This window comes from Streptomyces formicae (genome assembly GCF_002556545.1).
Classification (GTDB): Bacteria; Actinomycetota; Actinomycetes; order Streptomycetales; family Streptomycetaceae; genus Streptomyces; species Streptomyces formicae_A.
Genome location: NZ_CP022685.1, coordinates 1,028,079 through 1,054,137, shown reverse-complemented (window position 1 = coordinate 1,054,137; position 26,059 = coordinate 1,028,079). Strand labels below are relative to the sequence as shown.

30 protein-coding genes are annotated in these 26,059 nt (G+C 73.0%); 15 read left to right on the top strand and 15 right to left on the bottom strand.

What is annotated here, in order from left to right:
• Nucleotides 1-39: 39 nt before the first annotated feature.
• From KY5_RS04190 to KY5_RS04180, 3 genes are all read right to left on the bottom strand, one after another.
• Complete coding sequence (locus tag KY5_RS04190) at nt 40-645, bottom strand: hypothetical protein (RefSeq protein WP_098240909.1); 606 nt, start codon at nt 643-645, stop codon at nt 40-42.
• A 177-nt stretch (nt 646-822) separates the two neighbouring features.
• Nucleotides 823-1,647: an MOSC domain-containing protein gene (locus KY5_RS04185; RefSeq protein WP_098240908.1), complete on the bottom strand. Its 825-nt coding sequence runs from the start codon at nt 1,645-1,647 to the stop codon at nt 823-825.
• A gap of 45 nt (nt 1,648-1,692) precedes the next feature.
• Nucleotides 1,693-2,118, bottom strand: coding sequence for a DUF6643 family protein (locus KY5_RS04180; RefSeq protein ID WP_098240907.1), 426 nt, complete (start codon nt 2,116-2,118; stop codon nt 1,693-1,695).
• Nucleotides 2,119-2,422: 304 nt separating this feature from the next.
• On the opposite strand from KY5_RS04180, the gene KY5_RS04175 reads away from it, so the two are divergent.
• Complete coding sequence (locus KY5_RS04175; protein WP_098240906.1) at nt 2,423-3,742, top strand: TerD family protein; 1,320 nt, start codon at nt 2,423-2,425, stop codon at nt 3,740-3,742.
• Between the two features lie 6 nt (nt 3,743-3,748).
• Here the strand turns inward: KY5_RS04175 and KY5_RS04170 are convergent, their stop codons facing one another.
• Nucleotides 3,749-4,939, bottom strand: a complete 1,191-nt coding sequence (locus tag KY5_RS04170; protein WP_098240905.1) for a glycosyltransferase — start codon at nt 4,937-4,939, stop codon at nt 3,749-3,751.
• 58 nt (nt 4,940-4,997) lie between these two features.
• Here KY5_RS04170 and KY5_RS04165 point away from each other — a divergent pair, with 58 nt between their 5' ends.
• A complete protein-coding gene (locus KY5_RS04165; RefSeq protein ID WP_098240904.1) occupies nt 4,998-5,786 on the top strand; it encodes a glutamate racemase in 789 nt (262 codons plus the stop codon).
• 97 nt (nt 5,787-5,883) lie between these two features.
• Nucleotides 5,884-6,432, top strand: a complete 549-nt coding sequence (locus tag KY5_RS04160; protein WP_098240903.1) for a hypothetical protein — start codon at nt 5,884-5,886, stop codon at nt 6,430-6,432.
• A 16-nt stretch (nt 6,433-6,448) separates the two neighbouring features.
• On the opposite strand, the gene KY5_RS04155 is transcribed toward KY5_RS04160, so the two are convergent.
• Nucleotides 6,449-7,471, bottom strand: coding sequence for an O-antigen ligase family protein (locus tag KY5_RS04155; protein ID WP_107645686.1), 1,023 nt, complete (start codon nt 7,469-7,471; stop codon nt 6,449-6,451).
• A gap of 225 nt (nt 7,472-7,696) precedes the next feature.
• Between KY5_RS04155 and lnt the strand changes: the two genes are divergently transcribed.
• From lnt to KY5_RS04120, 7 genes are all read left to right on the top strand, one after another.
• Nucleotides 7,697-9,328 carry an apolipoprotein N-acyltransferase gene (lnt, locus tag KY5_RS04150; RefSeq protein ID WP_098240902.1) on the top strand — a complete coding sequence of 544 codons (1,632 nt, stop codon included), beginning with the start codon at nt 7,697-7,699 and terminating at the stop codon, nt 9,326-9,328.
• A 49-nt stretch (nt 9,329-9,377) separates the two neighbouring features.
• On the top strand, nt 9,378-9,857 hold the full coding sequence (locus tag KY5_RS04145) for an NUDIX hydrolase (RefSeq protein WP_098240901.1): 480 nt from the start codon (nt 9,378-9,380) through the stop codon (nt 9,855-9,857).
• A 23-nt stretch (nt 9,858-9,880) separates the two neighbouring features.
• On the top strand, nt 9,881-10,591 hold the full coding sequence (locus tag KY5_RS04140; protein ID WP_234362605.1) for a hypothetical protein: 711 nt from the start codon (nt 9,881-9,883) through the stop codon (nt 10,589-10,591).
• A gap of 62 nt (nt 10,592-10,653) precedes the next feature.
• The gene (locus KY5_RS04135; protein WP_098240899.1) at nt 10,654-11,280 is read left to right on the top strand and encodes a hypothetical protein; all 627 of its coding nucleotides are present in this window, start codon (nt 10,654-10,656) and stop codon (nt 11,278-11,280) included.
• 30 nt (nt 11,281-11,310) lie between these two features.
• Nucleotides 11,311-12,498 (top strand): methyltransferase, encoded by a 1,188-nt coding sequence (locus KY5_RS04130; protein WP_098240898.1) that lies wholly within the window; start codon nt 11,311-11,313, stop codon nt 12,496-12,498.
• A 44-nt stretch (nt 12,499-12,542) separates the two neighbouring features.
• Nucleotides 12,543-13,148: a DUF4232 domain-containing protein gene (locus tag KY5_RS04125; RefSeq protein WP_098240897.1), complete on the top strand. Its 606-nt coding sequence runs from the start codon at nt 12,543-12,545 to the stop codon at nt 13,146-13,148.
• Entirely contained in the window at nt 13,141-13,866 is a 726-nt protein-coding gene (locus KY5_RS04120; RefSeq protein WP_098240896.1) for an alpha-ketoglutarate-dependent dioxygenase AlkB family protein, read from the top strand. Before KY5_RS04125 ends, KY5_RS04120 begins: the two co-directional genes overlap by 8 nt.
• Here the strand turns inward: KY5_RS04120 and KY5_RS04115 are convergent.
• Both KY5_RS04115 and KY5_RS04110 read right to left on the bottom strand, forming a co-directional pair.
• Nucleotides 13,837-14,553, bottom strand: coding sequence for a 2OG-Fe(II) oxygenase (locus tag KY5_RS04115; protein ID WP_098240895.1), 717 nt, complete (start codon nt 14,551-14,553; stop codon nt 13,837-13,839). The two genes, KY5_RS04120 and KY5_RS04115, sit on opposite strands and share 30 nt — an antisense overlap.
• Nucleotides 14,550-15,047, bottom strand: coding sequence for a methylated-DNA--[protein]-cysteine S-methyltransferase (locus tag KY5_RS04110; RefSeq protein ID WP_098240894.1), 498 nt, complete (start codon nt 15,045-15,047; stop codon nt 14,550-14,552). Before KY5_RS04110 ends, KY5_RS04115 begins: the two co-directional genes overlap by 4 nt.
• A gap of 194 nt (nt 15,048-15,241) precedes the next feature.
• Here KY5_RS04110 and KY5_RS04105 point away from each other — a divergent pair, with 194 nt between their 5' ends.
• The 3 genes from KY5_RS04105 to KY5_RS04095 are packed head-to-tail and all read left to right on the top strand — an operon-like array spanning nt 15,242 to nt 18,021.
• On the top strand, nt 15,242-17,263 hold the full coding sequence (locus KY5_RS04105; RefSeq protein WP_098240893.1) for an NADPH-dependent 2,4-dienoyl-CoA reductase: 2,022 nt from the start codon (nt 15,242-15,244) through the stop codon (nt 17,261-17,263).
• A 26-nt stretch (nt 17,264-17,289) separates the two neighbouring features.
• Complete coding sequence (locus KY5_RS04100; RefSeq protein WP_098240892.1) at nt 17,290-17,823, top strand: PadR family transcriptional regulator; 534 nt, start codon at nt 17,290-17,292, stop codon at nt 17,821-17,823.
• 3 nt (nt 17,824-17,826) lie between these two features.
• Nucleotides 17,827-18,021, top strand: a complete 195-nt coding sequence (locus KY5_RS04095) for a hypothetical protein (protein WP_098240891.1) — start codon at nt 17,827-17,829, stop codon at nt 18,019-18,021.
• 34 nt (nt 18,022-18,055) lie between these two features.
• Here KY5_RS04095 and KY5_RS04090 read toward each other — a convergent pair whose 3' ends face one another.
• The 4 genes from KY5_RS04090 to KY5_RS04075 form a co-directional block, all read right to left on the bottom strand.
• Entirely contained in the window at nt 18,056-19,159 is a 1,104-nt protein-coding gene (locus tag KY5_RS04090; RefSeq protein WP_098240890.1) for a Gfo/Idh/MocA family protein, read from the bottom strand.
• Nucleotides 19,156-19,926: a sugar phosphate isomerase/epimerase family protein gene (locus tag KY5_RS04085; protein WP_098240889.1), complete on the bottom strand. Its 771-nt coding sequence runs from the start codon at nt 19,924-19,926 to the stop codon at nt 19,156-19,158. Before KY5_RS04085 ends, KY5_RS04090 begins: the two co-directional genes overlap by 4 nt.
• Nucleotides 19,927-20,085: 159 nt before the next feature.
• A complete protein-coding gene (locus KY5_RS04080; RefSeq protein ID WP_098240888.1) occupies nt 20,086-20,580 on the bottom strand; it encodes a hypothetical protein in 495 nt (164 codons plus the stop codon).
• Nucleotides 20,581-20,780: 200 nt separating this feature from the next.
• A complete protein-coding gene (locus tag KY5_RS04075) occupies nt 20,781-21,224 on the bottom strand; it encodes a nuclear transport factor 2 family protein (RefSeq protein WP_098240887.1) in 444 nt (147 codons plus the stop codon).
• Nucleotides 21,225-21,332: 108 nt separating this feature from the next.
• Between KY5_RS04075 and KY5_RS04070 the strand changes: the two genes are divergently transcribed.
• Nucleotides 21,333-21,908 carry a PadR family transcriptional regulator gene (locus KY5_RS04070; RefSeq protein ID WP_098240886.1) on the top strand — a complete coding sequence of 192 codons (576 nt, stop codon included), beginning with the start codon at nt 21,333-21,335 and terminating at the stop codon, nt 21,906-21,908.
• Here the strand turns inward: KY5_RS04070 and KY5_RS04065 are convergent.
• Nucleotides 21,869-22,858: a fibronectin type III domain-containing protein gene (locus tag KY5_RS04065; protein ID WP_234362604.1), complete on the bottom strand. Its 990-nt coding sequence runs from the start codon at nt 22,856-22,858 to the stop codon at nt 21,869-21,871. The genes KY5_RS04070 and KY5_RS04065 overlap by 40 nt on opposite strands.
• A gap of 199 nt (nt 22,859-23,057) precedes the next feature.
• On the opposite strand from KY5_RS04065, the gene KY5_RS04060 reads away from it, so the two are divergent.
• The gene (locus KY5_RS04060; protein WP_234362603.1) at nt 23,058-23,945 is read left to right on the top strand and encodes a glycoside hydrolase family 75 protein; all 888 of its coding nucleotides are present in this window, start codon (nt 23,058-23,060) and stop codon (nt 23,943-23,945) included.
• Between the two features lie 17 nt (nt 23,946-23,962).
• Here KY5_RS04060 and KY5_RS04055 read toward each other — a convergent pair whose 3' ends face one another.
• Genes KY5_RS04055 through dhaK form a run of 3 tightly spaced genes read right to left on the bottom strand, consistent with a single transcriptional unit; the run spans nt 23,963 to nt 26,044 of the window.
• Nucleotides 23,963-24,373 (bottom strand): PTS-dependent dihydroxyacetone kinase phosphotransferase subunit DhaM, encoded by a 411-nt coding sequence (locus tag KY5_RS04055; RefSeq protein ID WP_098240883.1) that lies wholly within the window; start codon nt 24,371-24,373, stop codon nt 23,963-23,965.
• On the bottom strand, nt 24,366-24,992 hold the full coding sequence (dhaL, locus tag KY5_RS04050) for a dihydroxyacetone kinase subunit DhaL (protein ID WP_098240882.1): 627 nt from the start codon (nt 24,990-24,992) through the stop codon (nt 24,366-24,368). Before dhaL ends, KY5_RS04055 begins: the two co-directional genes overlap by 8 nt.
• A 59-nt stretch (nt 24,993-25,051) precedes the next feature.
• Nucleotides 25,052-26,044: a dihydroxyacetone kinase subunit DhaK gene (dhaK, locus tag KY5_RS04045; RefSeq protein WP_098240881.1), complete on the bottom strand. Its 993-nt coding sequence runs from the start codon at nt 26,042-26,044 to the stop codon at nt 25,052-25,054.
• Between the last annotated feature and the right edge of the window lie 15 nt (nt 26,045-26,059).

Genomic DNA, 26,059 nt, shown 5'->3' with positions numbered 1-26,059 from the left:
GCCCAGGCTCTCACCTGCGTGACCGCGACGGCGGGTCGCTCAGGAGCCGGTGCCGGTCCTGCCCCAGTCGGGGCCCGCCTTGTCCCATGCCTGGTCCCAACGGGCATAACGCCCGCGTGCGATGCGCCACAGGATCAGCTTCCTCGTCCCCTCGACAAGGCCCGCCGCCGCCGTGGCCGCGCCGAATCCGGCGAGGACGGCGTGGGTCGTCGCCGTCGCGCCGTCCAGCGGCCTGCCGACCACGCGGCCGCTCGCGTCGGTCCAGATCGTGAAACGGTCGCCCGGGTCAGGGGTCTTGAGGTCGGACATGACCACTCCCGCGCGCTCGATGCCGTCCGGCGCGATCCAGTGGGCGAGCACGCGGCTGTGCGAGTCCCGCGCCGACGAGGTCTCGGGGTCCGGGTCGATCGGGGGAGACGCGACCCTCCTGGTGACCGTGGCGACGGTCTCGTGGCGGCTCTCGCGCTGGTGTCGGATGGAGGTCAGCAGGGCATCGCGCGTCAGGTCCGTGGTGACGACGGCGGCCACCGGGACGGCCACCACGATCAGTACCAGGGCGGCGAAAGCCACCCATGCCTCGACCAGATCGGTCCTGCGGCGCAGCGGATTGTGCCGCCAGCGCCAGAGTCCGGCGATCGCTCGCACAGTCCTGCACCCCCTTCCGCGTCCGTCTCGACCGGTAACGGCACGGCCCACGCTCAGGTGGGGGAAGAGAGCGGCATCACCTTCGACGTCGCTCCTGGTCGCCCTTCTCTATGATTCCACGATTCCCTGTCGCTCAACGTCCGTGCTCCGCCTTCGAGTTCCCCACCCGGGCGGCGATCATTCAAGGATGGTGACCGGATCGCCGACGTGAAGGACACCGGTCGATTCGGGTACGAGGTTCTGCCCGAAGACGAGCTGGTCGCCGAAGCGGCGGTGGCGCGCGAGCGTGCGCAGGGGCTCCTTGCCGCGCTCCGCGGTGTCCTGGTCGGTGGTGGTCACCACACAGCGCCCGCACATCTTGGCGACGCGGAAGGTGACGTCCCCGATGGCGACGCGCGACCAGTCGTCCTCGGCCCACGGCGGGGTGCCGTCCACCACCACGTTCGGCCGGAAGCGGTTCATCGGCAGCGGGCCCTCGTCGGCGTGATCACCCTGGGCGATCAGTGAGTTCAGGGCGTCGAGCGAGGAGAGCGTGGTGAGCAGCAGCGGATACCCGTCGGCGAAGCTGACCGTCTCGCCGTCCTTGGCGTACGCGGGATCGATGGGGCGGCGCTCGGCGGGGTCGTCGAGGTGGACGAGGCGCACCTCCGCGCCGAGGTGAGCGCTGAACCAGGCGTCCGCCGCCGCGTCGGCGGGCACAGCCTCGACCTTGTCCCGCCAGATCTCCACCGTGACGGTCTCGACCGGCTCGGGCACCGCGATCGTCAGCGGTTCCAGGCCGGGCGCGGACACGCGAACGCCGCCGTCGGGCAGTTGCTCGACGGCGGTCAGCGCCATCCGCGGATGCGGTCGCTGCGAGACGAACCGCCCTTCGCCGTCGACCAGCAGCCATCGACGGTCCCCCGCGAGCCCCCAGGGCTCCACGACGGCCTCACGCGGTGCGTGCCCCCGGGCCGCCTTGAGCGGGTGGACGTGGATCGAGCGAAGTGCTGGGTTCGACATGCGGCCATCCTGCCAGCAGCCACTGACAGGAAGGGCCGCGGGCGATCAGTAGCCGCGGTAGGGGCGGTTGTACGGATCCTCGTACGGCGCGGGCGCGGGACGAGGCGCCGCTGGGCGCATCGCCTCGTAGCCCGTGCCGGTGGCGGGACGTTGCTGCTGGGCGCCCGGGTAGCCGCGGGGCGCGGCGGCCTGCTGCGGGATGTACGGCGCGGGGGCCTGTTGCAGCGGTGCGGGCTGCGGGGCCGACGGGTAGCCGTACGCCGGGTTGTGGTGGGAAGGCGCGGCCGGGAGCGCGGGCAACGCGGCCGGGAGGGCGGGCAGGTGACTGCCGGTGTCGTACGCGGACGGAACCCGAATCGGGGCGATCTGAGGAGTGCCCCGCTCTGCGACGAGAGAGTCGTAGATCGGAGTGTCCGGGAAGGACGGCGCGGAGTAGTAACCGCCGCCATAGGTGGAGCGGGGGGAGGTCATGCTCCATAAGTTAAGCCCTTGATGTGCTGGTTGGGGAGACCGATAAGAGGGTTGTTTTACGTGTCGGCAGTGACTGCGGATCCCCAATGCGAGCGAACTTGGGAAAAATCGGTCGCCGAACCGCGTAGGGATCGTGTAAAGGCCGAGTTCCGGGCGGGTTACCCGCGGTCGGCGGCGGGGTGGCGAGCGGGCTGTCGAACGCCGTATCGAAAAGCCGCGGATGGCGGCCGTGGGGATCTTCGGGGTCCGGGTAATAGGTTGGTCATGAACGAATCGGCGGCCCCGCCGGACGCGGCTACTTGTGATGGGGGCGGACATGACAATGCCTAAAGGATCGAATGTTCCGGTACCCGCGCCTGCGGTGCGGGTCGAATTGGGGTGGGGCACCGGTCCCGGCGCGCCCGACGCCGATGCGTCCGCACTCTTGTTGGGCCCTTCCGGAAAGGTCCGCTCGGACGCGGACTTCGTCTTCTACAACCAGCCCGCGCACGCCTCGGGCGCGGTGCGGCACGAGGGCAAACAGCGCACCGCGACCGGCGTGACCGACGTGCTCGCCGTCGACCTCGCGCGCGTGGAGCCGGAGATCGAGACCGTGGTGCTCGCCGCGTCGGCCGACGGGGGCACTTTCGGACAGGTCCCCGGGCTGTACGTCCGGGTGCTCGACGCGGCGAGCGGCGCCGAACTCGCGCGCTACGACAGCGCGGACGCGACCGTGGAGACGGCCTTCGTCCTCGGCGAGCTCTACCGGCGCCAGGGCGCCTGGAAGTTCCGCGCCGTGGGCCAGGGGTACGGCAGCGGCCTCGAAGGGCTCGCGACGGACTACGGCATCGCGGTGGACGAACCGCAGCAGGCCGCGCCCGCCGCGCCGCCCGTACCCGCCAGCGTGCCCGCGGCTCCCGCAGCCCCTGCGGCCCCTCCCGCCCCGCCCGTCACGGCAGCGGCTCCCGCCGCCCCGCGGCCCCCAGCGGCCCCCGCGCCCGAGCCCGTGCGCCTCACCAAGGTCACCTTGACGAAGGACGCCCCGTCCGTCTCGCTCAAGAAGCAGGGCGGCACGTCGGGCGGCATGCGCGTGAACCTCAACTGGCAGGTGCGCAAGCAGTTCAAGGGCTGGGGCGCGAAGCTCGGCAGGGCCGTCGCCATGCACGCCGACCTCGATCTCGACCTCTGCGCGCTCTACGAACTGGCCGACGGCCGCAAGGGAGTCGTCCAGGCGCTCGGCAACGCCTTCGGAGCGCTGCACCAGCCGCCGTACATGCTGCTCGACGGCGACGACCGCACCGGTGCGGTCAGCAGTGGCGAGAACCTCACCATCAACCTCGACCACATCAAGGACTTCCGCCGCATCGTCATCTTCGTGACCATCTACGAAGGCGCGCGCAGCTTCGCCGACCTCAACGCCACGGTCACCCTCCAGCCGCAGCACGGCGCACCGGTCGAGTTCTCCCTGGACGAGTGCACGGTCCCCTCGACCGTGTGCGCGCTCGCCCTGCTCACGAACGACGGCGGCGACCTCGTCGTCCAGCGCGAGGCCCGCTACCTGGTGCCCGACCGCGGCGTCAGCCCGCAGCGCACTATCGACCACGCCTACGGGTGGGGCATGAACTGGACGCCCGGCAGGAAGTGACCCCGGTCAGTTCTGCTCGGGGGAGGGCGCGGGAGCGGTGGTGTCCGGGCGTGCGTACGTACGCCCCTTCCACTGCGCCCCGCGCCCCCTGTAGTGCTGCACCGCCGAGTCCACCGTCATCAGGAGGTACAGGAACGCGGTGCCGGGCAGCAGCGGGGCGAGCAGGAGCGGCAGGCGGTAGTAGCGCAGCATCGGCAGGTACGTCCCGGTCATCACCAGCCAGGCGAGACCACCGGCCGTCGCCGCCACCGCGTTCCCCGTGGCGAGGCCCGCGAACAGGGCCACCGGCGGGACGAGATACACCAGGGCGAGGCCCGCGACCGTGCCGATGAGCAGCAGCGGGTTGTGCCGCAGCTGCGCGTACGCGCTGCGCGACACCATCCGCCACAGGTCGCCGAGGCGCGGATAGGGGCGCACGCTGTCGACGCCCTCGGCCAGACCGAGCCAGACGCGGCCGCCGGAGCGTTGCACCGCCCGCGCGAGCGCCACGTCGTCGATCACCGCGTGCCGGATGGCGTCCGGGATCCGGGCCCGCTCGGCGGCCTCCGCGCGCAGCAGCACGCAGCCGCCCGCGGCCGCCGCCGTCCGCGACCCCTGCCGCGCGATCCACCGGAAGGGATAGAGCTGCGCGAAGAAGTAGACGAACGCCGGGACCACCAGGCGCTCCCAGACGCTGGCCACCCGCAGCCGGGCCATCTGCGAGACGAGGTCGAAGCCGCCCGTGCCCGCCGCGGCCACCAACTCCCGCAGGCTGTCCGGCGCGTGGGCGATGTCCGCGTCCGTCAGGAGCAGGTAGTCGGGCTCACGCGCGCGTGCCAGGCCGATGCCGTGACGTACCGCCCAGAGCTTGCCCGTCCAGCCGGGCGGCGGCTCACCGGGCGAGGAGACGGTCAGCGGCAGACCGCCGTGCCGCTCGGCCAGGGCGCGGGCCAGGTCGCCCGTGCCGTCCGAACTGCCGTCGTCGACAAGGAAGATCTCGGCCCGCCCCGGATAGTCCTGCGCGAGGAGCGAGGGCAGGCTCTCGGGGAGGACGGCCGCCTCGTCGCGCGCGGGCACGACGACACCGACCGACGGCCAGCGGGAGGGTTCCCCGCGCGGCGGCAGACGCACGTCCGTACGCCAGAAGAAGCCCTGCCCCAACAGCAGCCACAGCCACACGGCAAGCGATCCGGCGGCGATCCACGCAACGGCGCTCATCCGCCGAAGTCTGCCCCACACCACGGGGCTCGTGGGGCCCATCGACTATGGTGACCGGGTGAAGATCGCGCTCATGGACTCCGGTATCGGACTGCTCGCCGCGGCCGCGGAGGTGCGCCGCCTGCGGCCCGACGCCGAGCTCGTTCTCTCCTCCGACCCGGACGGACTGCCCTGGGGGCCACGCACCCCGGAGGACATCACCAGGCGTTCCCTGACCGTCGCCGAGGCCGCCGCCGCGCACCGGCCCGACGCGCTGATCGTCGCCTGCAACACCGCCTCCGTTCACGCGCTGCCCGCGCTGCGGGCCCGCCTGGAGCCCGGCCTCCCGGTCATCGGGACCGTTCCCGCGATCAAGCCCGCGGTCGCGGACGGCGGCCCCGTGGCCATCTGGGCCACCCCCGGCACCACGGGGAGCCCCTACCAGCGCGGCCTGATCGAGCAGTTCGCGGGCGGCGTCGCCGTCACCGAGGTGCCCTGCCCCGGCCTCGCCGACGCCGTGCAGTACGCCGACGAGCGGGCGATCGACGAGACGATCGCCGCCGCGGCCGCCCTCACCCCGTCCGATGTCAGGGCCGTCGTCCTTGGCTGCACCCATTACGAGCTGGTCGCGGAGCGTATTCGCGCCGCCGTCCAGCAGCCGGGCCTGCCGCCGCTGGCCCTGTACGGCTCCGCTGGCGCGGTCGCCGCCCAGGCGCTGCGCAGGGCGGGCGAGCGCGCCGGAGCGGCGCCGGGCGCCCTGTCCCCGGGCCTCACGGTCCTGCTCAGCGGGCGCGAGGAGCAGCTGCCGCAGGCGGCGCTCACGTACGCGGAGGGGCGCATGCTCGCGGCGGTCAGCCCGGCGCTCTGACTCCACGCTGCTACCGACGCCCCGTGGCCGTGGTCCGGACGAGGTAACCCTCCGCGACGCGGTGCCTTCACAGCGGAACGTGAGTAGTCTCGAAGGCATGAGGGACCACGCCCCCGAGGAGCGGGCCACCACCGACAGCCCGCCCGACGTCTGGACCGGCCGCGCGACCAACCGCGTGCAGTGGCTACTGGCCTGCGCGGGCGCCGCCTGCCTCGCGCTCGGCATCGAGCTCGCGGTCGACTCCATGTGGACATCGGGCGTGGCGCCGCTGGCCATGTCCGTCGTCGGGTGCATCGCCGTCGGCCTCCTGATGCTCTTCGGGACGCTCGCCTTCGTCCATGTGGCCGTCAAGGTCGACAAGGACTCGCTCGAAGTGCGCTGCGGCCATCTGGGCCTGCCGCGCCGCAGCATCCCGCTCTCGCACGTCGTCGGCGCCGAGTTCGCGCCCGCGGTCACGCCCCGCCAGTGGGGCGGCTGGGGATATCGCTGGCGTCCAGAGAAGGGCACCGCCGTCGTGGTCCGTCGCGGCGAGGGCCTGGTGCTCAGCCTCGGCGACGGCCACAAGTTCACGGTCACCGTCGACAACGCGGAATCGGCCGTGCGCGCCATCAGGCACCGCCTGGGCCTCGCGGGCAACGCGGCGTAAGGGTCTACACAGCGTCTCAGACCCGTTCGTCCGTGAGCGGGCGTGCCGTGGCGATCCCCGCGAGCAGGCCCGCGCCCGTCGTCACCGCCGTCACGCTGAGCGCGTTGCCCACCGCGGCCACGGCCGTCAGTGCGGTCAGGGCCGCGCCCGCCGACAGGACGACCTGGGTGGAGCGCGGCGAGCGCCACAGGGCGTAGAGCAGCCAGCAGAACACCGCGGCCAGTAGCGCCGCCCCCACCATCCCCTGTTCCGAGGCCAGCTGCAGCGGTGCCGAGTGGGGCTTGCCGTCGGTCAGGACGTCGTCGGCGAGCGCCGGGCTCACCTCGCCGAACCGGCCGGGGCCCACCCCCATGGCGGGCTCGCGCGTCGCGAGGCCGAGCGCGTCCCGCCACAGCAGCACGCGGTGGTGGCCCAGCTGCCCCTCCAGGGGAGCCGTGAGCCCGTCCGGCAGCGTCTCGTCGGCCACCGCCAGGGACACCCCGGTCACCAGGAGCGTGCTCACCGCGAGGACCACGAGGGCGGGCGCCCTGCGCCGGGTCAGAGCCGTGGCGAGCGAGCAGAGCAGGACGGCGGCGCAGCCCGCGAAGCCGAAGAGCGAGCCGAGCGCGGCCGCCGCGCAGGTGATGCCCAGGGCGAGCAGCCGCAGTGCCAGGCGCGCCGGGGGAGTCCGGGCCGCCCACGCCGCACAGCAGGCCGCGCCCACGGCCAGGATGAGGAGCGCGGCGACGGCGCCGGCCCGGCCGAGCGGGGACGTGAGCCCGAGCGGGAGGTGCGGAGCGGCCGCGGCGAGGCCGAGCCCCACCAGGGCGCCCGCGCACGGGGCGGCGACCGGGAGCAGCGCCCCGCAGATCCGGCCGCCCGCGTACCCCGCGGCCACCGCGAGCACCGCGAGGAGAACGCCCTCGGGACTTCCGCCGCGCACCCCCGCAGTGATCAGCGCCCAGGCGGCGCACGCCCCCAACAGCGCCACGCCCGTCGCGTCGGACGCGCTCCGCCGCTCGTACGCCTCTGCCGGACCGGCCGCAGCGGCCGTCCCCATTGACCCCACCCGTCGCCCCCCGGTGTCTGACGGGCCCAGGACGGCGCGGTCGGCGCGGACGGGTCCGCCGCGGCGGACCTGCCGTTCGTCCGGGACTCGGCCACACGCTAACGGCTGATGCCGCGGTGCGGGAGTCACTTGCGCAGGAACGATACGGCGGACGGCTCGTCCGGGCCCCGCCGACCACGCTGTCGGCGCCCAGGTGAGGCGCCGTACACTCCCCGAGTGACCGCCACCACCACTCCCGTGGACGAGCCGGGCAGGCTCGACCCGGAGCCCGCACAAACCTCCCGTGCCGCGCGCGTTCTGCGTCGTCTCGTGCCCGCCGCCGCGGCGGCCCTCTCCGGAGTGCTGCTCTACGCAAGCTTCCCGCCCCGCACCCTGTGGTGGCTCTCCCTGCCCGCCTTCGCCGTGTTCGCGTGGTCCCTGCGCGGCCGCACCTGGAAGGCCGGACTCGGCCTCGGCTACCTCTTCGGTCTCGGCTTCCTGCTGCCGCTGCTCGTCTGGACCGGCGTCGAGGTCGGCCCGGCACCGTGGCTGGCGCTCGCCGCCATCGAGGCCCTCTTCGTCGCCCTGGTGGGCGCGGGCATCGCGGTCGTCTCCCGGCTGCCCGGCTTCCCGCTGTGGGCCGCGGCGCTGTGGATCGCGGGCGAGGCGGCACGCGCGCGCGTGCCCTTCAACGGATTCCCCTGGGGCAAGGTCGCCTTCGGCCAGGCCGACGGCGTCTTCCTGCCACTCGCGGCGCTCGGCGGCACCCCCGTGCTCGGCTTCGCGGTGGTGCTCTGCGGCTTCGGGCTCTACGAGATCGTGCGCCGGGTCCTCGACGCACGCGACGCCGACGGCGTCCTCGACGTACGCCGCGTTCGACGCGGTGCCACGGCCGCCGCCGTGCTCAGCGTGCTCGTCCCGCTCGCCGGTGCCTTCGCGGCCCGCCCGCTCGTCAGCGACGAGGCCGAGGACGGCACGGCGACCGTCGCCGCCGTCCAGGGCAACGTCCCGCGCGCGGGACTCAACTTCAACGCGCAGCGCCGCGCGGTCCTCGACCACCACGTGCGCGAGACCGAGCGCCTCGCGGCCGAGGTGAGGGCGGGCAAGGTCAAGCGCCCCGACTTCGTCCTGTGGCCGGAGAACTCCTCCGACATCGACCCGTTCACCAACCCCGACGCCCGCGCGGAGATCGACCGCGCGGTCAAGGCCGTCGGCGTGCCCCTCTCGGTGGGCGGCGTCGTCGAGACCGAGGACGGCAAGCTCTTCAACGAGCAGATCCTGTGGGACCCCGAGAAGGGGCCCACCTCGACGTACGACAAGCGCCAGATCCAGCCGTTCGGCGAGTACATCCCGCTCCGCTCCTTCATCGGACTGCTCAGCAGCGACATCGGCAAGGTGCGGCAGGACTTCAGCCGGGGCAGCGAGCCCGGCGTCTTCACCATGGCGGGCACCAAGGTGGGCATCGCCACCTGCTACGAGGCGGCCTTCGACTGGGCCGTGCGCGACACCGTCACGCACGGCGCGCAGCTGATCTCGGTGCCGAGCAACAACGCCACGTTCGACCGCAGCGAGATGACCTACCAGCAGCTCGCGATGTCCCGGATCCGCGCGGTCGAGCACAGCCGCGCCGTGGCGGTGCCGGTGACCAGCGGCGTCAGCGCCGTGATCATGCCGGACGGCGACGTGGTCGCGAAGACGAAGTGGTTCACGGCGGACACGCTCGTCGAGGACGTTCCGCTGCGCTCCTCGCAGACCCCCGCCACCGAGCTCGGCGTCCTGCCCGAGGGCATCCTCGTGCTGATCGCGGCCGGTGGGCTCGGCTGGGCGGTGACGTCGGCGGCGCGCGCCAAGAGGTCCCGGCAGGCGTAATCGAGGCTCTCGGCGGGAGCGGTGGCGGGACACCGTTAGGGTCGGGTCCATGGCTACTCCCGACTTCATCACGACGCTCCGGGCCGACGCGGGGCAGCAGTTGCTCTGGCTGCCCGGAATCACCGCCATCGTCTTCGACGACGAGGGAAGAGTGCTGCTCGGACGGCGTTCCGACAACGGCAGGTGGTCGGTGATCGGCGGGATCCCCGACCCGGGGGAGCAGCCCGCCGAATGCGCCGTGCGCGAGGTGTTCGAAGAGACCGCGGTGCGCTGCGTCGTGGAGCGGGTGGTCCTGGTGCAGGCGCTGAAGCCCGTCACCTACCCCAACGGCGACACCTGCCAGTACATGGACATCACCCTGCGCTGCCGTGCCGTCGGCGGCGAGGCGCGGGTCAACGACGACGAGTCGCTCGAAGTGGCGTGGTTCGCCGTGGACGCGCTGCCGCGGCTCCACGAGTTCTCGGAGTACCGGATCAAGCAGGCCCTGTCGGACGGGCCCACCTGGTTCGAGCCCGCCGCCGCGGAGTGACCGGGGAAGGCGGAGGTCGGACGGTGGGGCACAGGGCCTACGCCCAGGGACTGCGGGTGCTCGCCTGCGCCCTGATGGCCTGGCAGGTCTGGTTGGTGTGGCACATCAGCACCTATGACGCGTCGACGGTCCGGTGGTCCTGCGACGGCACGGGCAGCTGTGCCAGCGACCAGTTCGCGAGCGTGGCGCCGCTCTTCGGGATCGCTTCCGCGGTCCTGCTCGGCTTCCTTTCGTCGCGGTTCCTGCAGCGCGCCACGGCGGGTGCGGTGGTCATGTTCTGCGCGGTCGCCTCGGCCGTCGGCTGGTACGACGCGGTGCGCGCGGGCCGCGTGGAGTACGCGACGGTGACCGACTTCCCCCTCGTCCTGCCGGTCGCGGACCTCTCCGTATCGGGCTGGCTGACCTTCCTGTGGGCGGTCGCGGGGGCCGGGTGCCTCGCCGCGTGCTGGGGCGCCGCCGTGAGCGTCCGGCGCACCGCCGTGCTGCGCAGGCTTTCGCGCCGCTACACCACCGCGGAGGCGACGCTGGAGGGCTGGCGCACCGTCAGCCGCTCGTACGGCGAGGCCGTCGTCGTCTTCACCGACGCCGGGGGCCTTGAGCACCAGGTGCCCGCCGTCGTCGAGCGGATCGCCCTGGACCGGCCCGTGCTCGCCGTGTACGACGCCGACCGCCCCGCCGACCCCGACCGCACCAGGGTCGCCGTTCCCCGCAAGAGGCTGCTGCGCATCTCATGAACGCTTCGACTCCTTCGACTCCTTCGGCTCCTGTGTCTCCTTCAACTCCTGCGCATCCTTCCTTGGCGTCCTCCGTCCGCAGGTTCGTCGCGCCGCCCGTCCTCGCGGGCGCCCTCGTCGTGGCGGCCGCGCTCGCCACGCTGGCCCAGGGGATCATCGGCGGCACCACCTGGATGCTCCTGGTCGGCCTCACCGCCACCGCCGTCGTCCTCACCCTCCTGGGCAGCCTCGCCGACAGCGGGCACGGGCCCGGCGTCGCGTCCGGGCTGCGGTCCGGCGGGCCGCGCGCCCACGCGCCCGCCGTCGTGCACGGGGTGCGCGCGGTGCACCGGCGGACCGGGGCGGCCGTCGTGGACGGGCAGCGGCACAGCAGCGTCTTCGTGTTCGACCTGACGGTCGTCCCCGACGAGGGCCCGGCCTTCCGCGTCGCGGTGCGTCACCCCCTCGACGTACAGGGCCTGCTGCACCGGACCAGGGCCGTCGTCGCGTACGACCCCGAGCAGCCCTGGCGGGTGGTCCTGCCGGACGATCCGCCGCGTCCCCTGCTGGCCCGCGCGCAGCGGCTCGACGACGCGGCCGCGCACGGCGCACAGCGGCCCGCCCAAGGCTTGCCGCCGGGCGCCCACCTGCTGGTGACGGGCTCGATCCTCGCGGCGCTTGTCGTGGGGCTCGTGCGCCTTGCGGGCTGAGCCGAGGGCTCCGTTAGCCTTTGGGGCACGATGAACGACCGTTTGAGCACGTCATGGGGCGCGTACGACCTCACCCGCTTTCCCGCGGACCCCAAGGACCAACTGCGCGCCTGGTCCGCCGCCGACGCCTATCTGCTGCGGCACCTCGCGGGCGAGGAGGGTGCGCCCGCCGTCGACCTCTCCGGGACGGTGGTCGTCGTCGGCGACCGGTGGGGAGCGCTGACCACCGCGCTCGCCGCGCACGAGCCCGTGCAGATCACCGACTCCTTCCTGGCCCGCGAGGCGACCCGGGCCAATCTGGCGAGGGCCGGTCGGACGCCGGACGAGACGCGGCTCCTGACCACCAGGGACGCCCCGCCCGCACCCGGCGCGGAGGGCGGCGGCGTCGACGTGCTGCTGATCCGCGTACCGAAGAGCCTCGCGCTCCTGGAGGACCAGCTGCACCGGATCGCGCCCGCCCTGCACGCGGGCACGGTCGTCATCGGCACCGGCATGGTCACCGAGATCCACACCTCGACGCTGGAACTGTTCGAGCGGATCGTCGGGCCGACGAAGACCTCGCTGGCCCGGCAGAAGGCGCGGCTCGTCTTCAGCACGCCGGATCCGGCGAGGGCGGCGGGGCCGAGCCCCTGGCCGCGCACGTACACGCTGCCCGCCGACTCCGGGGCGGGCGCGGGCCTGACCGTCGTCAACCACGCCGGGATCTTCTGCGCCGATCGCCTCGACATCGGCACCCGCTTCTTCCTGGGGCACCTGCCCCGTGCCCGCGCCGGTGCGCACGTCGTGGACCTCGGCTGCGGCAACGGCGTGCTCGGCACCGCCGCGTCCGTCGCCGCTCCCGATGCCACGGTCACCTTCATCGACGAGTCCTTCCAGGCCGTCGCGTCCGCCGAGGCCACCTTCCGGGCCAACGCCGCCGAGGGCGCCGAAGCGGAGTTCCTGGCCGGGGACGCGCTCGCCGCGGTGCCGCCGGGCACCGTGGACCTGGTCCTGAACAACCCGCCCTTCCACAGCCACCAGGCGACGACCGGCGCGACCGCGTGGCGGATGTTCAGCGGCGCCCGTGCGGCCCTGCGCCCCGGCGGCGAACTGTGGGTCGTGGGCAATCGCCATCTCGGCTATCACGTGAAGCTGCGCAAGCTCTTCGGGAACGCGCAGGTCATGGCGAGCGACCCGAAGTTCGTGGTGCTGCGGGCGGTGAAGGGCGGCGGACGGTAGACGTCGATCACGTGCCGGGTGCGGTGCGAAGGGGGAAGCGAGTGATGCGTGCGAAGTGTGGGGCGGGGCGGGTGCTGGCCATGACGGCGGCCCTGCTCACCGCGACGGCCTGCGGCGCGTCGGACGACGCGCGTACCTCGTCCGAGGCTCCCCCTACCGCGAGCGGTTCGCCGACGCGGACGCCGACACCGACGCCGAAACCGACACCGGAGAGCACCGATCCACCCACCGGCGTCCGCCCCTGCACCGCAGCCCTCACCAGGGCGAGCGTCGCCGACGACCCCGAAGGCGACCTGATGCTGACGGTTACCAATACGAGCGGAGCGCCCTGCACCGCCTACGGAGCGCCCCGTCTGACCTTCGGGGGCTCCACGTCGGCCGTCGCCCCCTCCCGTGACACCGCGCCGAAGGCTCCCGTGACCATCGGCCCCGGCGGTTCCGCCTACGCGGGCATCCTCATGGCCTGGGAGCCCGACGACTTCGTCACCGTCGACAAGGGGTCCCTCACCTTCGCCGCCGACGGCGAGGGGCACGGCACGGCGGGGGAGCCGGTGACCGTCGCGCTGCCGGGCAGGACGCCGTACGAGGAGCTCGACGCCGAGGTCACCTACTGGCAGCGGACCCGTGAGGAGGCCCACGTCGATGGGTGACGAGCTGTTCCCCCGCGAGGCCGCCGCGCTCGGCCCGGGGGCGGTGCACGTGCCGGACTGGCTGGGGATCGCGGAGCAGCGCGAGCTGGTCGAGGCATGCCGAGGGTGGGCCAGGCCGCCCGCGGGGCTGCGCGTGGTGCGCACGCCCGGCGGAGGGACGATGACGGCCCGGCAGGTCGGGCTCGGCTGGCACTGGTTCCCGTACGGCTACGCGCGCAGCGTGGTCGACGGTGACGGGGCGCCGGTCAAACCGATGCCGCCGTGGCTCGCCGAGCTCGGCCGTCGCGCGGTGGGGGCCGCGCGGTCGGCCGTGGCCGGGAACGGGGACGCGTACGGCGACGAGCACGCGTACGACTACGACATCGCGCTCATCAATTTCTACGACGGCGACGCCCGCATGGGCATGCACCGGGACAGCGACGAGAAGTCCGGCGCCCCCGTGGTGTCCCTGAGCCTCGGCGACACCTGTGTGTTCCGCTTCGGCAATCCGCACACGCGGACGAAGCCGTACACGGACGTCGAGCTGCGCAGCGGGGACCTGGTGGTGTTCGGCGGGGCCTCGCGCCTGGCGTACCACGGGGTGCCGAGGGTGCACCCGGGCACCGCGCCGCGGGACCTCGGGCTCACCGGGCGCCTCAACATCACCCTGCGCGTGAGCGGGTTCACCGATGACGGTGCTCCCGGCGCCTCAGGCGTTGTGGAAGACGAGCCCCAGTGACCTGCGAAGCCCCGAGCGTACGGTGCTGACGCCGTGCCGCACCGGGCCCGCCGACCAGCCGCGCGCCGAGCGGACCGGGCGGTCGCGGGTGGTGAAGACCAGGCCGTGGCCCTGGGGCAGGACCGTCGAGGTGCCACGCGACTGGGCCCGAGGCCGCTGTTCGACGAGCAGGAACTCGCCGCCCGTGTAGTCCACGCCCTGTTCGTCGAGGCCGATGACGACCTGGAGCGGGAAGACCATGTCACCGAAGAGATCGCGGTGCAGGGCGTTCCAGTCGCCCGCCCCGTAGCGCAGGAGGATCTGCGAGGACTTGGTCTGGCCCGCCGCGCGGCACCGGTCGAGCCACTCCTCCAGGGAGTCGGGCCAGGGCGCGGGGCGGCCGAGGCGGGTCGCCCAGTCGCGCGCGACGGTCAGCAGCCGCGGATAGAGCGCTGCCCGCAACGCGGCGACGACGGGCGGGAGTTCCTCGGCGAAGTAGCGGTACTGCCCGGAGCCGAAGCGGTGCCTGGCCATGTCGACCGTGGACCGGAACAGCGTGAGGTCGTCGTAGAGGGCGGCGATGGCGCGGCACTGTTCCGGTGCGATGAGCTGTGGCGTGAGCGCGCAGCCGTGCGCGTCGAGCTCGGTGGCGAGCGCCGTCCAGTCCGCCGAGTCGACGGCCGTGCCGACCGCGGAGCCGATCGTCATGCCGTCTCCAGGTCGAGGAGGTGCCGCTTGCGCTCCAGGCCCGCCGCGTAGCCGGTGAGGGAGCCGTCGGCGCCGATCACCCGGTGGCAGGGGCGCACGACGAGCAGCGGGTTGCGGCCGATGGCGGTGCCGAGGGCACGGACGGCGGCGCGGGAGAGGCCGAGCTGTTCGGCGAGGCGCCCGTAGGTGGTCGTGGTGCCGTAGGGCACGGTGTCGACGGCCGCCCAGACCTTGCGCTGGAAGTCGGTGCCCGCCCCGGTGGCGTACTCGATCTCGAAGTGGGTCAGGCTCCCCGCGAAGTACGAGCGCAGCTGGGCGGCGATCACGTCGAACGCCTCGTCGTCACGGGACCAGCCGTCCCGGACGACCGCCGCGCCCTTCTGGCCCGGCATGGACAGCGAGGCCAGCGCGGTGCCGCCCTTGGCGGTGGCCGATGTCTCGCCCACCAGGAGCAGCTCGCCCAGCGGGCTGTCGATCGTCGTGTAGACGGTCATCGGACTCTCCTCACACGTTCGGTTGCTGGCTCCAGTCTGCGTCTCGCGCGAGGGCGCGGCTGGCGGGATTCGGACATGGCACTCACGGCGCCGTCTTTCATGGCGCTCGGGCCGCCATCTTTATGCAACTAGTTGCACAACGGCGTGCGCGTCGTCTAGAACTGTTCCGTAGACACCGCGTACGGAGGGGCCGCATGAGCCGTTACCCGAACCTGCTGAACCCGCTCGACCTGGGCTTCACGACCCTGCCCAACCGGGTCCTGATGGGCTCCATGCACGTCGGCCTCGAAGAGGCGCCGAACGGCTTCGCGCGGATGGCGGAGTTCTACGCGACCCGCGCGCGCGGCGGCGTCGGCCTCATCGTCACCGGCGGCATCGCCCCGAACGAGCTCGGACGCCCCTGGGACGGCGGCGCCAAGCTGACCACGGAGGCGGAGGCCGAAGAGCACCGCGCCATCACCGCCGCCGTGCACGCCGAGGGCGGCAGGATCGCGATGCAGATCCTGCACTTCGGGCGGTACGCCTACCACGACAAGCTCGTCGCGCCGAGCGCGCTCCAGGCGCCGATCAGCCCCTTCGTGCCGCGCGCCCTGGAGGACGACGAGGTCGAGCAGACCGTCGAGGACTTCGTGCGCGCCGCCGAGCTGGCGAAGCTCGCGGGCTACGACGGCGTCGAAGTCATGGGCTCCGAGGGCTACTTGATCAACGAGTTCATCGCGGCGCCCACCAACCGGCGCACCGACCGCTGGGGCGGCTCGTACGAGAACCGCATCCGCTTCCCCGTCGAGATCGTCCGCCGCGTCCGCGAGCGCGTCGGCGCGGACTTCATCATCATCTACCGGCTCTCGATGCTGGACCTGATCCCCGGCGGCTCCACCCTCGACGAGGTCGTCCACCTCGCCAAGGAGATCGAGGCCGCGGGCGCCACCATCATCAACACAGGCATCGGCTGGCACGAGGCGCGCATCCCCACCATCGCCACGTCGGTGCCGCGCGCCGCCTACAGCTTCGTGACCAAGAAGCTGATGGGCGAGGTCGCCGTGCCGCTCGTCGCCGTCAACCGCATCAACACCCCCGAGATCGCCGAGGAGCTGCTCGCCGACGGCGCCGCCGACATGGTGTCGCTCGCCCGCCCGCTGCTCGCCGACCCCGACTTCGTCGCCAAGGCGCGGGCCGAGCAGGCCGAGGCCATCAACACCTGCATCGGCTGCAACCAGGCCTGCCTCGACCACACGTTCAACCTGCAGATCACCTCCTGCCTGGTGAACCCGCGCGCCTGCCACGAGACCGAGCTGATCCTCTCCCCGACGCGTACCAAGAAGAGCGTCGCCGTCGTCGGCGCGGGCCCCGCGGGACTGGCGTTCGCCGTCTCGGCGGCCGAGCGCGGCCACGACGTCACCCTCTTCGACGCCGCCGCCGAGATCGGCGGGCAGCTCAACGTGGCCCGCAAGGTCCCCGGCAAGCAGGAGTTCGACGAGACCCTGCGCTACTTCCGCACGCAGCTCGAACTGCGCGGCGTGGACGTCCGGTTGAACACCGTCGTCACCGCCGAAGAGCTCGCCGAGGCCGCGTACGACGAGGTGGTCGTCGCCACCGGAGTCTCGCCGCGCGTTCCGGAGATCCCCGGCATCGACCACCCCAGCGTCGTCGGCTACCTCGACGTGCTGCGCGACGAGGCGCCGGTCGGGGAACGGGTCGCGATCCTCGGCGCGGGCGGCATCGGCTTCGACGTCGCCGAGTACCTCACCGACGGCGGCGAGAAGGCCAGCCTCGACCCGGCGACGTACTTCCGGCAGTGGGGCGTCGACATGGACTTCCGCGAGCGCGGCGGCCTGACCAGGCCGGAGCGGCCCGCCCCGCCGCGCACCGTGCACCTCCTCCAGCGCAAGACCTCCAAGGTCGGCCAGGGCCTCGGCAAGACGACGGGCTGGATCCACCGCACCGAGCTGCGCCACCGCGGCGTCGCGATGGTGGCGGGCGCGACCTACGACCTGATCGACGACGCGGGCCTGCACATCACCGTCGACGGACACTCCTCCGTCATCCCCGTCGACACCGTCGTCCTGTGCACCGGACAGGAACCGCGCCGCGGCCTGTACGAGGAGCTGCTCGCCGCGGGCCGCAGCGTGCACCTCATCGGGGGCGCGGACGTGGCGGCCGAGCTGGACGCCAAGCGTGCCATCAAGCAGGGCACGGAGCTCGCCGCCGCCCTGTGAGGCGCCCCGTCCCTAGGATTGGCGCCATGTCACTCCCGCACGCGATCCTCACCGCGCTCCTCGAGAAGCCGTCGTCCGGGCTCGAACTGACCCGCAGGTTCGACAAGTCCATCGGCTACTTCTGGTCGGCCACGCACCAGCAGATCTACCGCGAGCTGGGCAGGCTGGAGCGCGAGGGGGCCATTCGCGCCCTGCCCCGGCAGGGCGCGACGCGCGGACAGAAGAAGGAGTACGAGGTCCTGCCGGCGGGCCGCGCCGAACTGGCCCGCTGGACCGCGGCGAGCCAGGACCCCAAGCCGCTGCGCGACACGCTCCTGCTGCGCCTGCGCGCCGCGGCGGTCGTCGGCACGGACGGCATCCAGGACGATCTGCACCGCCATCTCGACCTGCACCGCCGCCAGTTGGCCGAGTACGAGGAGATCGAGCGGCGCGACTTCCCGCCCGGCAGGGACGCCGTCGAGGACCGCCTGCGGCACGTGGTCCTGCGCGCGGGCATCGACCTGGAGACGTTCTGGACACAGTGGCTTGAACGGACGATCGAGGAGCTGGAGGCGTCGTGATCCATGGCTGACTCGGGGTGGTACGACGACGGTGCCGAGAGCGACGCGGTCGAGCGGGCGGAACGGTCGACACGCGTCGGGTGGGCGGCGATCGCGGGCATCACGGGATTGCTCGGCTGCGCCGTGATCGCCGTTGCCGTCGCCACCCTGGTCGGCATTCTCGCTTGCCTCGGCGTCGTGCTGGCCATGAACCATTAGCAGGCCGTGGCCACCGCAAGCGCCCGGGGAACCGCTAGCCGAGGGTCGCCTCCAGCGGGTCCCAGTCCTCGGGCAGCGGCTCCGGGGGCACGACCTGTGTGGTGAGCGGGGTGAACTCGGCGTGGTCCGCGGAGTGTGTGATCGCCGTCATCGTCTGCAGGACGTGCAGGGCGAGCGCGCCCGAGGCCCGGTGGGGGGTGCCGCCGCGCAGGGCCCGCGCCATGTCGACCACCCCGATGCCGCGCCCGTCGAGCGGTCCGTGCACGGGCAGTTCGCGCCAGTCGCCGGAGCCGTTGGGCAGCAGCTTCAGCGGGCCGCCGAAGGTGTTCGGGTCGGGTACGGCGAGGGTGCCCTCGGTGCCGGTGATCTCGAAGCCGATGCGGGGGAGCGCCGAGTCGAAGCTGAACGTCGAGTTGGCCCGCACGCCCGAGGCGAACTCGACGAGCGAGGTGACGTGGGTCGGCACGTCCACCGGGAACACCTGGCCGGCCTTGGGGCCCGACCCCACGGAGCGCACCGCGCGGGCGCGGGACGAGACCGCGGCCACCCGCGCCACGCTGCCGAACAGGGCGATGAGCGAGGTCAGATAGTAGGGGCCGAGGTCGAAGAGCGGGCCCGCGCCCGGCTGGTAGAAGAACGCCGGGTCGGGATGCCAGTGCTCGGGCCCCAGGCTCTGCGTCACGGTGGCAGCCGCCATGGGCGTGCCGATGTGCCCCGCCGCCACGGCCCGCAGCGCCGACTGGAGGCCCGCGCCGAGGAACGTGTCCGGCGCGTTGCCCACGCGCAGCCCCCGTTCCGACGCCTGGGCGATGAGCTTCTCCGCATCGGCGGGGGCGGGCGTGATCGGCTTCTCGCCGTAGACGTGCTTGCCCGCGCGCAGCGCCTCCGTCGCCACCTGCGCGTGCGCCGCGGGCACCGTGAGGTTGACGACGAGCTCGACCTCGGGGATCGCGAGCACCGTCTCGGGGCCGCCCCACACCGGGATGCCGTGGGTGCGGGCCGCCGCCTCCGCGCGCGCCTCGTCGAGATCGGCGACGGCCACGACCCGGACGTCGGGGAAGCCACCGAGCGTCCGCAGGTACTCGCTGCTGATGACACCGGCGCCGATGACGGCCGTGCCGACAGGACCCGAACTCACGCGGCCTCCAGGGAGGTTATGTGGGCGTGGCTCGCGGCGAGCGCGTCGAAGAGGGCGTCAGGGCCGCCCACGCAGGCGTCGAACTCGACGACGCGCCGGGCGTGCGGAGCGGCGGTGATGATCTCCCGCACCGGCATGGTGCCCTGGCCGACCGCGACGTTCGGGTCCTCCTTGGTGCCGGGACCGTCCTTGAGGTGCAGCGCGGCCACGCGGTCGCCGATGCGGCGCAGCAGCGCGGGCACGTCGGCGCCGCCGACCGCCGCCCAGTAGGTATCGATCTCCAGGAACACGGCGGGGTCGAGGAGATCGGCGAGGAGCTCGACGGCGTGCAGGGACCGTGTGCCTTCCCCGTCGTCGAAGCGGGGCTCGATCTCCCACCAGTGGTTGTGGTAGCCGACGCGGACGCCGTGCCGACGGGCCGGTTCCACCAGGGAGTTGAGGCGGTCGGCGGCCCGTGCCAGGCCGTCGCGCGTGGTGAAGTCCTCGGGCGGCAGACCGGCGGGGACGATCGCGAGGTCGGTGCCGAGCGTCGCCACCGCGTCGAGGGCGGGACCCGGATCAGGGGCGAGCAGGTGCAGGGCGTGCGCGCCGGACACGGTGAGCCCGAGGTCGTCGAGGACCAGACGGTGGCCCTTGGGGTCCACGAGCACGTCGTACGGCTCGACCGCGCCGTACCCGAGTCCGGCCAGGCGGCGCACCGTCCCCTGCCAGTCGTCGGCGAGCTGATCGCGCACGCTGTAGAGCTGAACGCTGAGCGGTCGTGGCATGAGCGCGCCCTCCCTGTCGGCTGGGAGGACGGTAAGTCGGTTCACCGGGGCGGGCAAGAGTGCCCCGGCGCGGGTGACCGGGACATGCGACCGCCGCCCACCCGGAGCGAAACGGGCGGGCGGCAGCCGGTGGTGCGGTGTTCTCTCCGTGGCCCGCCGTCAGGCCCGGTTGTTGGCGCTCCGGCGCCGCAGGTACCAGACGCCGCCGGTCGCCGCCGCGGCCACCAGGGCCCCGCCGGCGACGAGCGTCAGCGTGCCCCGGTCCTCCGTACCGCCCCCGAGCCCGCCCCGGACGCCGCGCGAGGGCGCGGAGGTCGAGGAGGTCGTCGGCGCGGTGCCGACGGTGACGGTCCGAGGCCCGGCGTTGCTGCCGTCCGGGCAGCTGACCAGCACGGTGTAGCTCCCTGGACTGACGTTCTGCCAGGTACCGCCGCCGTTGCTGATCCCCACCTGTTGGCCACCGGCGAAGCTGGCGTTGTTGCCGCCCATCAGGGAGGCCGTGCCACCGGCGCAGGCCCCCGTGACCTGCACGGTCGAGCCGGTGGCCGTCACGGTGATGCCGCCTCCCGCGGACGCGGGAGCGGCCAGGGCCAGCGGCAGCGCGGCGGCGGCGACGATCAGGCCGGAGCGGACGAGTATCTGAGTGGTACGCATGAGTCTGCCCTCCGGTGACACGGGAGGCGGTACAACCCATGCGCCGCCGAGGATTGGGGGGAACGCCCGTGCTACCTGACGAAGAGCCAACGTGCCGTCGCCGGGGTCCGCATGCGGACGGCCTCCGGGCAGGTGACGGAATCCTTCGTACGGCGGAGAGCTGACCCGGCGTCACGGCCCGCTCGGGTGACGGGACGCGACTACACGGCGTCCGCCCCCGGCGCCGGGGCCAGGCCCTCGGCGACGAGTCCCGCGTACACCGCCTGGCCGAGCGCCTGGACGGCGGACTGCGGCCGCACCATCACGGTGAACTCCTTGATCAGACCCTGCTCGTCGAAGTGCAGCAGGTCGATGCCGTGGATCTCCTTGCCGTTCACGGTCGTACGGAAGAGCAGGACGGCCGATTCCGCCTCGGCGCCGTCGGAGCTCGTCCGCGACTCCCCGGCGAACGACCCGACGTACCGGAAGTCCTCGAAGGTGCGCAGGAGCACGCCGAAGAGGCCGAGCACCATCGGCCGCCCCTCGAAGGGCGTGAACTTCACGGGGCTGTACAAGCGGACGTCCGGGGTGAACAGCTCCTCCAGCGCGTCGAGGTCGCCCTTCTCGACGACGGCACGGAAGCGTGCGGCGGTGGGGTGCGTCATGGGTCCTCCATCGTTCACTGGCCCTAGAGCCATAGTCATCAATCTGACTAGTCAGATCGATGACTATGATGGGGGTACGAGACGGCGCAAGGGAAGGGGAACCGGGCGATGGCTCTGCGACACGCGGTGCTCGCGGCACTCCTCGACGGCGAGTACAGCGGCTACCAGCTGGCCAAGGGCTTCGACATCGGCGTGGCCAACTTCTGGCACGCGCTGCCGCAGCAGCTCTACGCCGAGCTGGCCAAGCTGGAGGCGGAAGGTCTTGTCGCCGGGCGTGAGGTCGTCCAGGAAGGGCGCCCGAACAAGCGGCTCTTCCGGGTGACCGGCGAAGGACTCGCCGAGATGGAGCGGTTCGCCGCCCGCGCCGCGAAGCCGTCGTTCATCCGCGACGACCTCCTGGTGAAGGTGCAGGCCGTGGACGGCGTCGCCGCCGCGCCGGTGATCGAGCAGCTCCAGGAGCGGGCCGCGATCGCCGACGCGAAGATCGAGGTCCTGGAGAAGCTCCTGGTGCGGCTGCGCGGCGGCGCCGACGAGGACGACTTCCTGCGCGCCGGCGAGCGCGTCGGCCCCTATCTGACCTGTCTGCGCGGCCTGGCCTTCGAGCGGGAGTCCCGCGACTGGTGCCGACGCGCCGCCGCCGTGCTTCAGGGGCGTCCCGTGGTGACCGTCCGCTCGGGCGAGTAGCCGCCCCACGTCCCGTCGGGCAGCTTCGGGCGGATCCGGACCCGATGCCGCTCCCCGGCCTTCTCGCCGATGTAGAAGCTGTGCTCGGCCTTGTCGCTCGGCGCCGTGCCGCCGAAGACGAGCGAGGTGACGGTGCGGCCGTCCAGCTGGATCTGATACTCCGCCACCGCGCCGCCGGTGTCCGGCGGGGTCCAGGCCAGGTCGATGTAGTACGCCCCGTCGGCGCGGTGCGTCGTCGCGCGGAAGTCGGACGGCGCGGTGGCGCGGCCGCCGTCCTTGCCCGCCGCGGTGGTGAGGCGCACCTGCCGACTCGCGGGCGAGAAGTTGTCGGCCGCGTCGCGCGCCTTGACCGTGAAGACGTACGTCGTGTTCGGACGCAGGCCGGTCACCAGCGTCGCGGTCTGCGCCCCGCCGACGCTGTGGATCTTCGAGGTGCCCTGGTAGATCTCGTACGAGGCCACCTTCTGGTTGTCCGACGACTTGCCCCAGGAGAGCGAGGCCGCCCTGCTGCCCGCCGCCTCGCCCCGGAGCCGCCCGGGCCGCGACGGCGCCTCGTGGTCGGCCGCGGTCGCCTTGGGCGTCGTGACGGAGAGCTTTCTGCTGTCCTCGCTGACGTTGCCCTCGGCGTCGCGGGCGCGGACGGTGAAGGAGTACGTGGTGGAGGGCTCCAGGCCGACGATGTCCACCATGTGCTGCCCGCCCGGCACGCGCTTGACCTTCTTGGCGTCGCGGTACACCTCGTACCCGGTCACCGCGGTGTCGTCGGTGGCCTGGTTCCACATGACGTGGGCCGTGGTGGCGCTGCCCGCCTGCACGGTGAGGCCGCGGGGCGCGGCGGGCGGACTGGTGTCCTGGCCGTCGCCGCCGCCCCACGCGCAGCCGCCGAGAGCGGTGACGGCCAGGGCGGTCAGCAGGGTCAGGGGGGTGGACAGGTGCGGGGTCCGTCGCACGGTGCTGCCTTCCACTCGACGGCATTGGTCCGGACCTATTTGACACAGGTGACGGGGGCACATCAAGAGGCGGGGCGTCCGCCGTCCGGGCCCCGAATGCCGGATGGGGCATACGACGGGGTGCAGATTGGGATATCTGGCCCTGAAGCCGCTACCGGCTCACAACCCGTCACATGTCCCCTACGAAGGGTTCCTTCTCGTGCGTACCAGAACGGCGGCCCTGGCCGCCGCTGCCGGGGCCGCGCTCCTTGCCCCCGCGTCGTTCCCCGCGGCGGCCCAGCAGCCGTTGGCCGAACCGGTCGTCAAGTCCCCTGACGACGTGGCGAGTTCGGGCCGAGGGTCCGGGCCGGGCGAGAGCGAGGGCGGGAGGTCCGAGGGCCGGGGGTACGAGGTCCGGGGGTACAGGGGAGCACCGCGAGTGCTCGCTTCGGCAGTCCCGGAAGCCGCGGCCGCGCCCGTCACCTCGGGTGCCCAAGGCGCCCCAGCCGCTCCGGCCGAGGAAGGCTCCGTGCGGGCCGCCGACCTGCTCGCGAGGACCGGGTCCTGCCGACAGATCTCGCACGGGAAGTTCCGTACGGACGACGGCGCCCGCGCGACCGTACCCGTGTGCGCGAAGCGCGGCGCGGTCTTCTGGAAGGCCGACATGGACATCGACTGCGACGGGCGGCCGACCAAGGCCTGCAACCGGCGCACCGACCCGCTCTTCTTCCACGCCACGGCCTTCCAGCAGTCCGACGGCCGCCAACTCGACGCGGAACACCTGCCCTACGTCGTGGTGCCGGGTGCGAGCCGCCGCTGGAAGCACGCCGCGCACGGCATCACCGGCGGCACGGTCGCCGCCGTGATCCACCGTGACAAGGTGCAGTACGCCGTCGTCGGCGACACCGGGCCCACGGACCTCATCGGCGAGGCGTCGTACGCGACCGCCAAGGCGCTCGGCATCAGGGCCGATCCGAAGAGGGGCGGCGTGGACTCCGGCGTCACGTACGTCGTCTTCAAGGGCCCGAAGGCGACGCCCATCGAGAGCCACCGGGCAGCGGTCGCCAGGGGCGAGGCGCTGGCCCGGCGGTTCGTGCGACAGAACTAGCGGAACCGGCGGTCGGCTCACACCTTCCGGTAGGAGTACGCCTCCGCGGCCGCCGCCTCGACCGCGGCGATGTCGGCACCGGCCGACGCGGTGACCACGGCGGCGACCGCGCCCTCCACGAAGGGCGCGTCCACCAGGCGTGCGCCCTCCGGGAGTTCGTCGCCCTCCGCGAGCAGCGCCTTCACCGTGAGGACCGCGCTGCCGAGGTCGGTGAGGATCGCGACGCCCGCGCCGCGGTCCACCTCGGCGGCGGCCGCCGCGATGAGGTCGGAGCTGGTGCCGAGCCCGCCGTCCTCCGTACCGCCCGCCGCGGCCACCGGCGCGGTGCCGCCGCCGCCCGCGAGTCCCCGCGCGAGGTCGACGACCGCTTCGGCGACGGGACCGCTGTGCGAGACGAGGACGATGCCGACCAGCTTGTCGTCAGCCACGGTCGGCCTCCGAGGTGTTGTTGGCGTCCGCCGTCTCGGCGAGCGCCTCGAAGAGCAGGGCGGACGAGGTGGCGCCGGGGTCCTGGTGCCCGACGCTGCGCTCGCCCAGATAGCTGGCGCGGCCCTTGCGCGCCTGGAGCGGAGTGGTCGCGAGGGCGCCCTCGCGCGCGGCGTCCCGAGCGGCGGCGAAGGACGTGCCGAGCGCGTCGACGGCGGGGACGAGCGCGTCCAGCATCGTCTTGTCGCCGGGCGCGGCGCCGCCGAGCGCGGCCACCGCGTCCACTCCGGTGAGCAACGCGTCGGCGAACGCGGCCTCCTCGACCTCGGCGGCGTCGCCGAGCGCCTTGCCGGTGCGGCGCAGCAGCGTGCCGTAGAGCGGCCCCGACGCGCCGCCCACCGTGGAGATCAGCTGTCGCCCGGCCAGCGTCAGGACGGCGCCCGGCGTAGCGGGGGCGTCCTTCTCGATGACGGCGGCGACGGCGGTGAAGCCGCGTTGCAGATTGCTGCCGTGGTCGGCGTCGCCGATGGGCGAGTCCAGCTCAGTGAGCCGGTCCGCCTCACGGTCGACGGCGGCCGCGGCGGCCGTCATCCAGCGGCGGAAGAAGTCGGCGTCGAGCACAGAATCTCCTTGCGTTGTCCGTGTTCGGGCATGTTCGCGTGCAGGTGGGTGCCGACGGGTCACCTACCCCAGCGCAGCCCGGCCGTACGCACCGGCGCGTCCCACAGCCGCAGCAGCTCCTCGTCGACCTGGCACAGCGTCACGGAGGCGCCCGCCATGTCCAGCGAGGTCACGTAGTTGCCGACGAGCGTGCGGGCCACCGGTACGCCGCGTTCCAGGAGCACGCGCTGGACCTCTGCGTTGAAGCCGTACAGCTCCAGCAGGGGAGTGGCGCCCATGCCGTTGACGAGGACGAGCACCGGGCTGCGCGGGTCGAGGTCCTCCAGGACGGCGTGCACGGCGAAGTCGGCGATCTCCCGCGAGGTCATCATGGGGCGCCGTTCACGCCCCGGCTCGCCGTGGATGCCGATGCCCAACTCCAGTTCCCCGCCGGGCAGGTCGAAGGTGGGGCTGCCCTTCGCCGGGGTGGTGCACGCGCTCAGCGCGACGCCGAAGCTGCGCGCGTTCTCGTTCACCCGCCGGGCGATCGCCTCGACCCGCTCCAAGGGCATGCCCGCCTCCGCGGCGGCTCCCGCGATCTTCTCCACGAAGAGGGTCGCGCCGGTGCCGCGCCGCCCCGCCGTGAACAGGCTGTCGGTGACCGCGACGTCGTCGTTGACGAGGACCTTGGCGACCTGGACGCCCTCGTCCTCGGCGAGCTCGGCGGCCATGTCGAAGTTGAGCACGTCGCCCGTGTAGTTCTTCACGATGAACAGCACACCGGCCCCGCTGTCCACGGCGGCGGCGGCCCGCACCATCTGGTCGGGCACGGGCGAGGTGAACACTTCTCCGGGGCAGGCCGCCGAGAGCATCCCGGGGCCCACGAACCCGCCGTGCAGCGGTTCGTGCCCCGACCCGCCGCCCGAGACGAGAGCGACCTTCCCCGCGACAGGAGCGTCCCTGCGGACGATCACCCGGTTCTCGACGTCGATCGCCAGCTCGGGATGCGCGGCCGCCATGCCGCGCAGGGCATCGGCGACGACGGTCTCCGCCACGTTGATCAGCATCTTCATGCGTACCTCCGAGAT

Coding starts and splice junctions, on each gene's coding strand:
- KY5_RS04185 (WP_098240908.1), bottom strand. CDS start 1,647: ATGTCGAACCCAGCACTTCGCTCGATCCACGTCCACCCGCTCAAGGCG.
- KY5_RS04180 (WP_098240907.1), bottom strand. CDS start 2,118: ATGACCTCCCCCCGCTCCACCTATGGCGGCGGTTACTACTCCGCGCCG.
- KY5_RS04175 (WP_098240906.1), top strand. CDS start 2,423: ATGGGGGCGGACATGACAATGCCTAAAGGATCGAATGTTCCGGTACCC.
- KY5_RS04170 (WP_098240905.1), bottom strand. CDS start 4,939: ATGAGCGCCGTTGCGTGGATCGCCGCCGGATCGCTTGCCGTGTGGCTG.
- KY5_RS04160 (WP_098240903.1), top strand. CDS start 5,884: ATGAGGGACCACGCCCCCGAGGAGCGGGCCACCACCGACAGCCCGCCC.
- KY5_RS04155 (WP_107645686.1), bottom strand. CDS start 7,471: ATGGGGACGGCCGCTGCGGCCGGTCCGGCAGAGGCGTACGAGCGGCGG.
- KY5_RS04145 (WP_098240901.1), top strand. CDS start 9,378: ATGGCTACTCCCGACTTCATCACGACGCTCCGGGCCGACGCGGGGCAG.
- KY5_RS04130 (WP_098240898.1), top strand. CDS start 11,311: ATGAACGACCGTTTGAGCACGTCATGGGGCGCGTACGACCTCACCCGC.
- KY5_RS04125 (WP_098240897.1), top strand. CDS start 12,543: ATGCGTGCGAAGTGTGGGGCGGGGCGGGTGCTGGCCATGACGGCGGCC.
- KY5_RS04120 (WP_098240896.1), top strand. CDS start 13,141: ATGGGTGACGAGCTGTTCCCCCGCGAGGCCGCCGCGCTCGGCCCGGGG.
- KY5_RS04115 (WP_098240895.1), bottom strand. CDS start 14,553: ATGACGATCGGCTCCGCGGTCGGCACGGCCGTCGACTCGGCGGACTGG.
- KY5_RS04110 (WP_098240894.1), bottom strand. CDS start 15,047: ATGACCGTCTACACGACGATCGACAGCCCGCTGGGCGAGCTGCTCCTG.
- KY5_RS04105 (WP_098240893.1), top strand. CDS start 15,242: ATGAGCCGTTACCCGAACCTGCTGAACCCGCTCGACCTGGGCTTCACG.
- KY5_RS04100 (WP_098240892.1), top strand. CDS start 17,290: ATGTCACTCCCGCACGCGATCCTCACCGCGCTCCTCGAGAAGCCGTCG.
- KY5_RS04095 (WP_098240891.1), top strand. CDS start 17,827: ATGGCTGACTCGGGGTGGTACGACGACGGTGCCGAGAGCGACGCGGTC.
- KY5_RS04085 (WP_098240889.1), bottom strand. CDS start 19,926: ATGCCACGACCGCTCAGCGTTCAGCTCTACAGCGTGCGCGATCAGCTC.
- KY5_RS04080 (WP_098240888.1), bottom strand. CDS start 20,580: ATGCGTACCACTCAGATACTCGTCCGCTCCGGCCTGATCGTCGCCGCC.
- KY5_RS04075 (WP_098240887.1), bottom strand. CDS start 21,224: ATGACGCACCCCACCGCCGCACGCTTCCGTGCCGTCGTCGAGAAGGGC.
- KY5_RS04070 (WP_098240886.1), top strand. CDS start 21,333: ATGGCTCTGCGACACGCGGTGCTCGCGGCACTCCTCGACGGCGAGTAC.
- dhaK (WP_098240881.1), bottom strand. CDS start 26,044: ATGAAGATGCTGATCAACGTGGCGGAGACCGTCGTCGCCGATGCCCTG.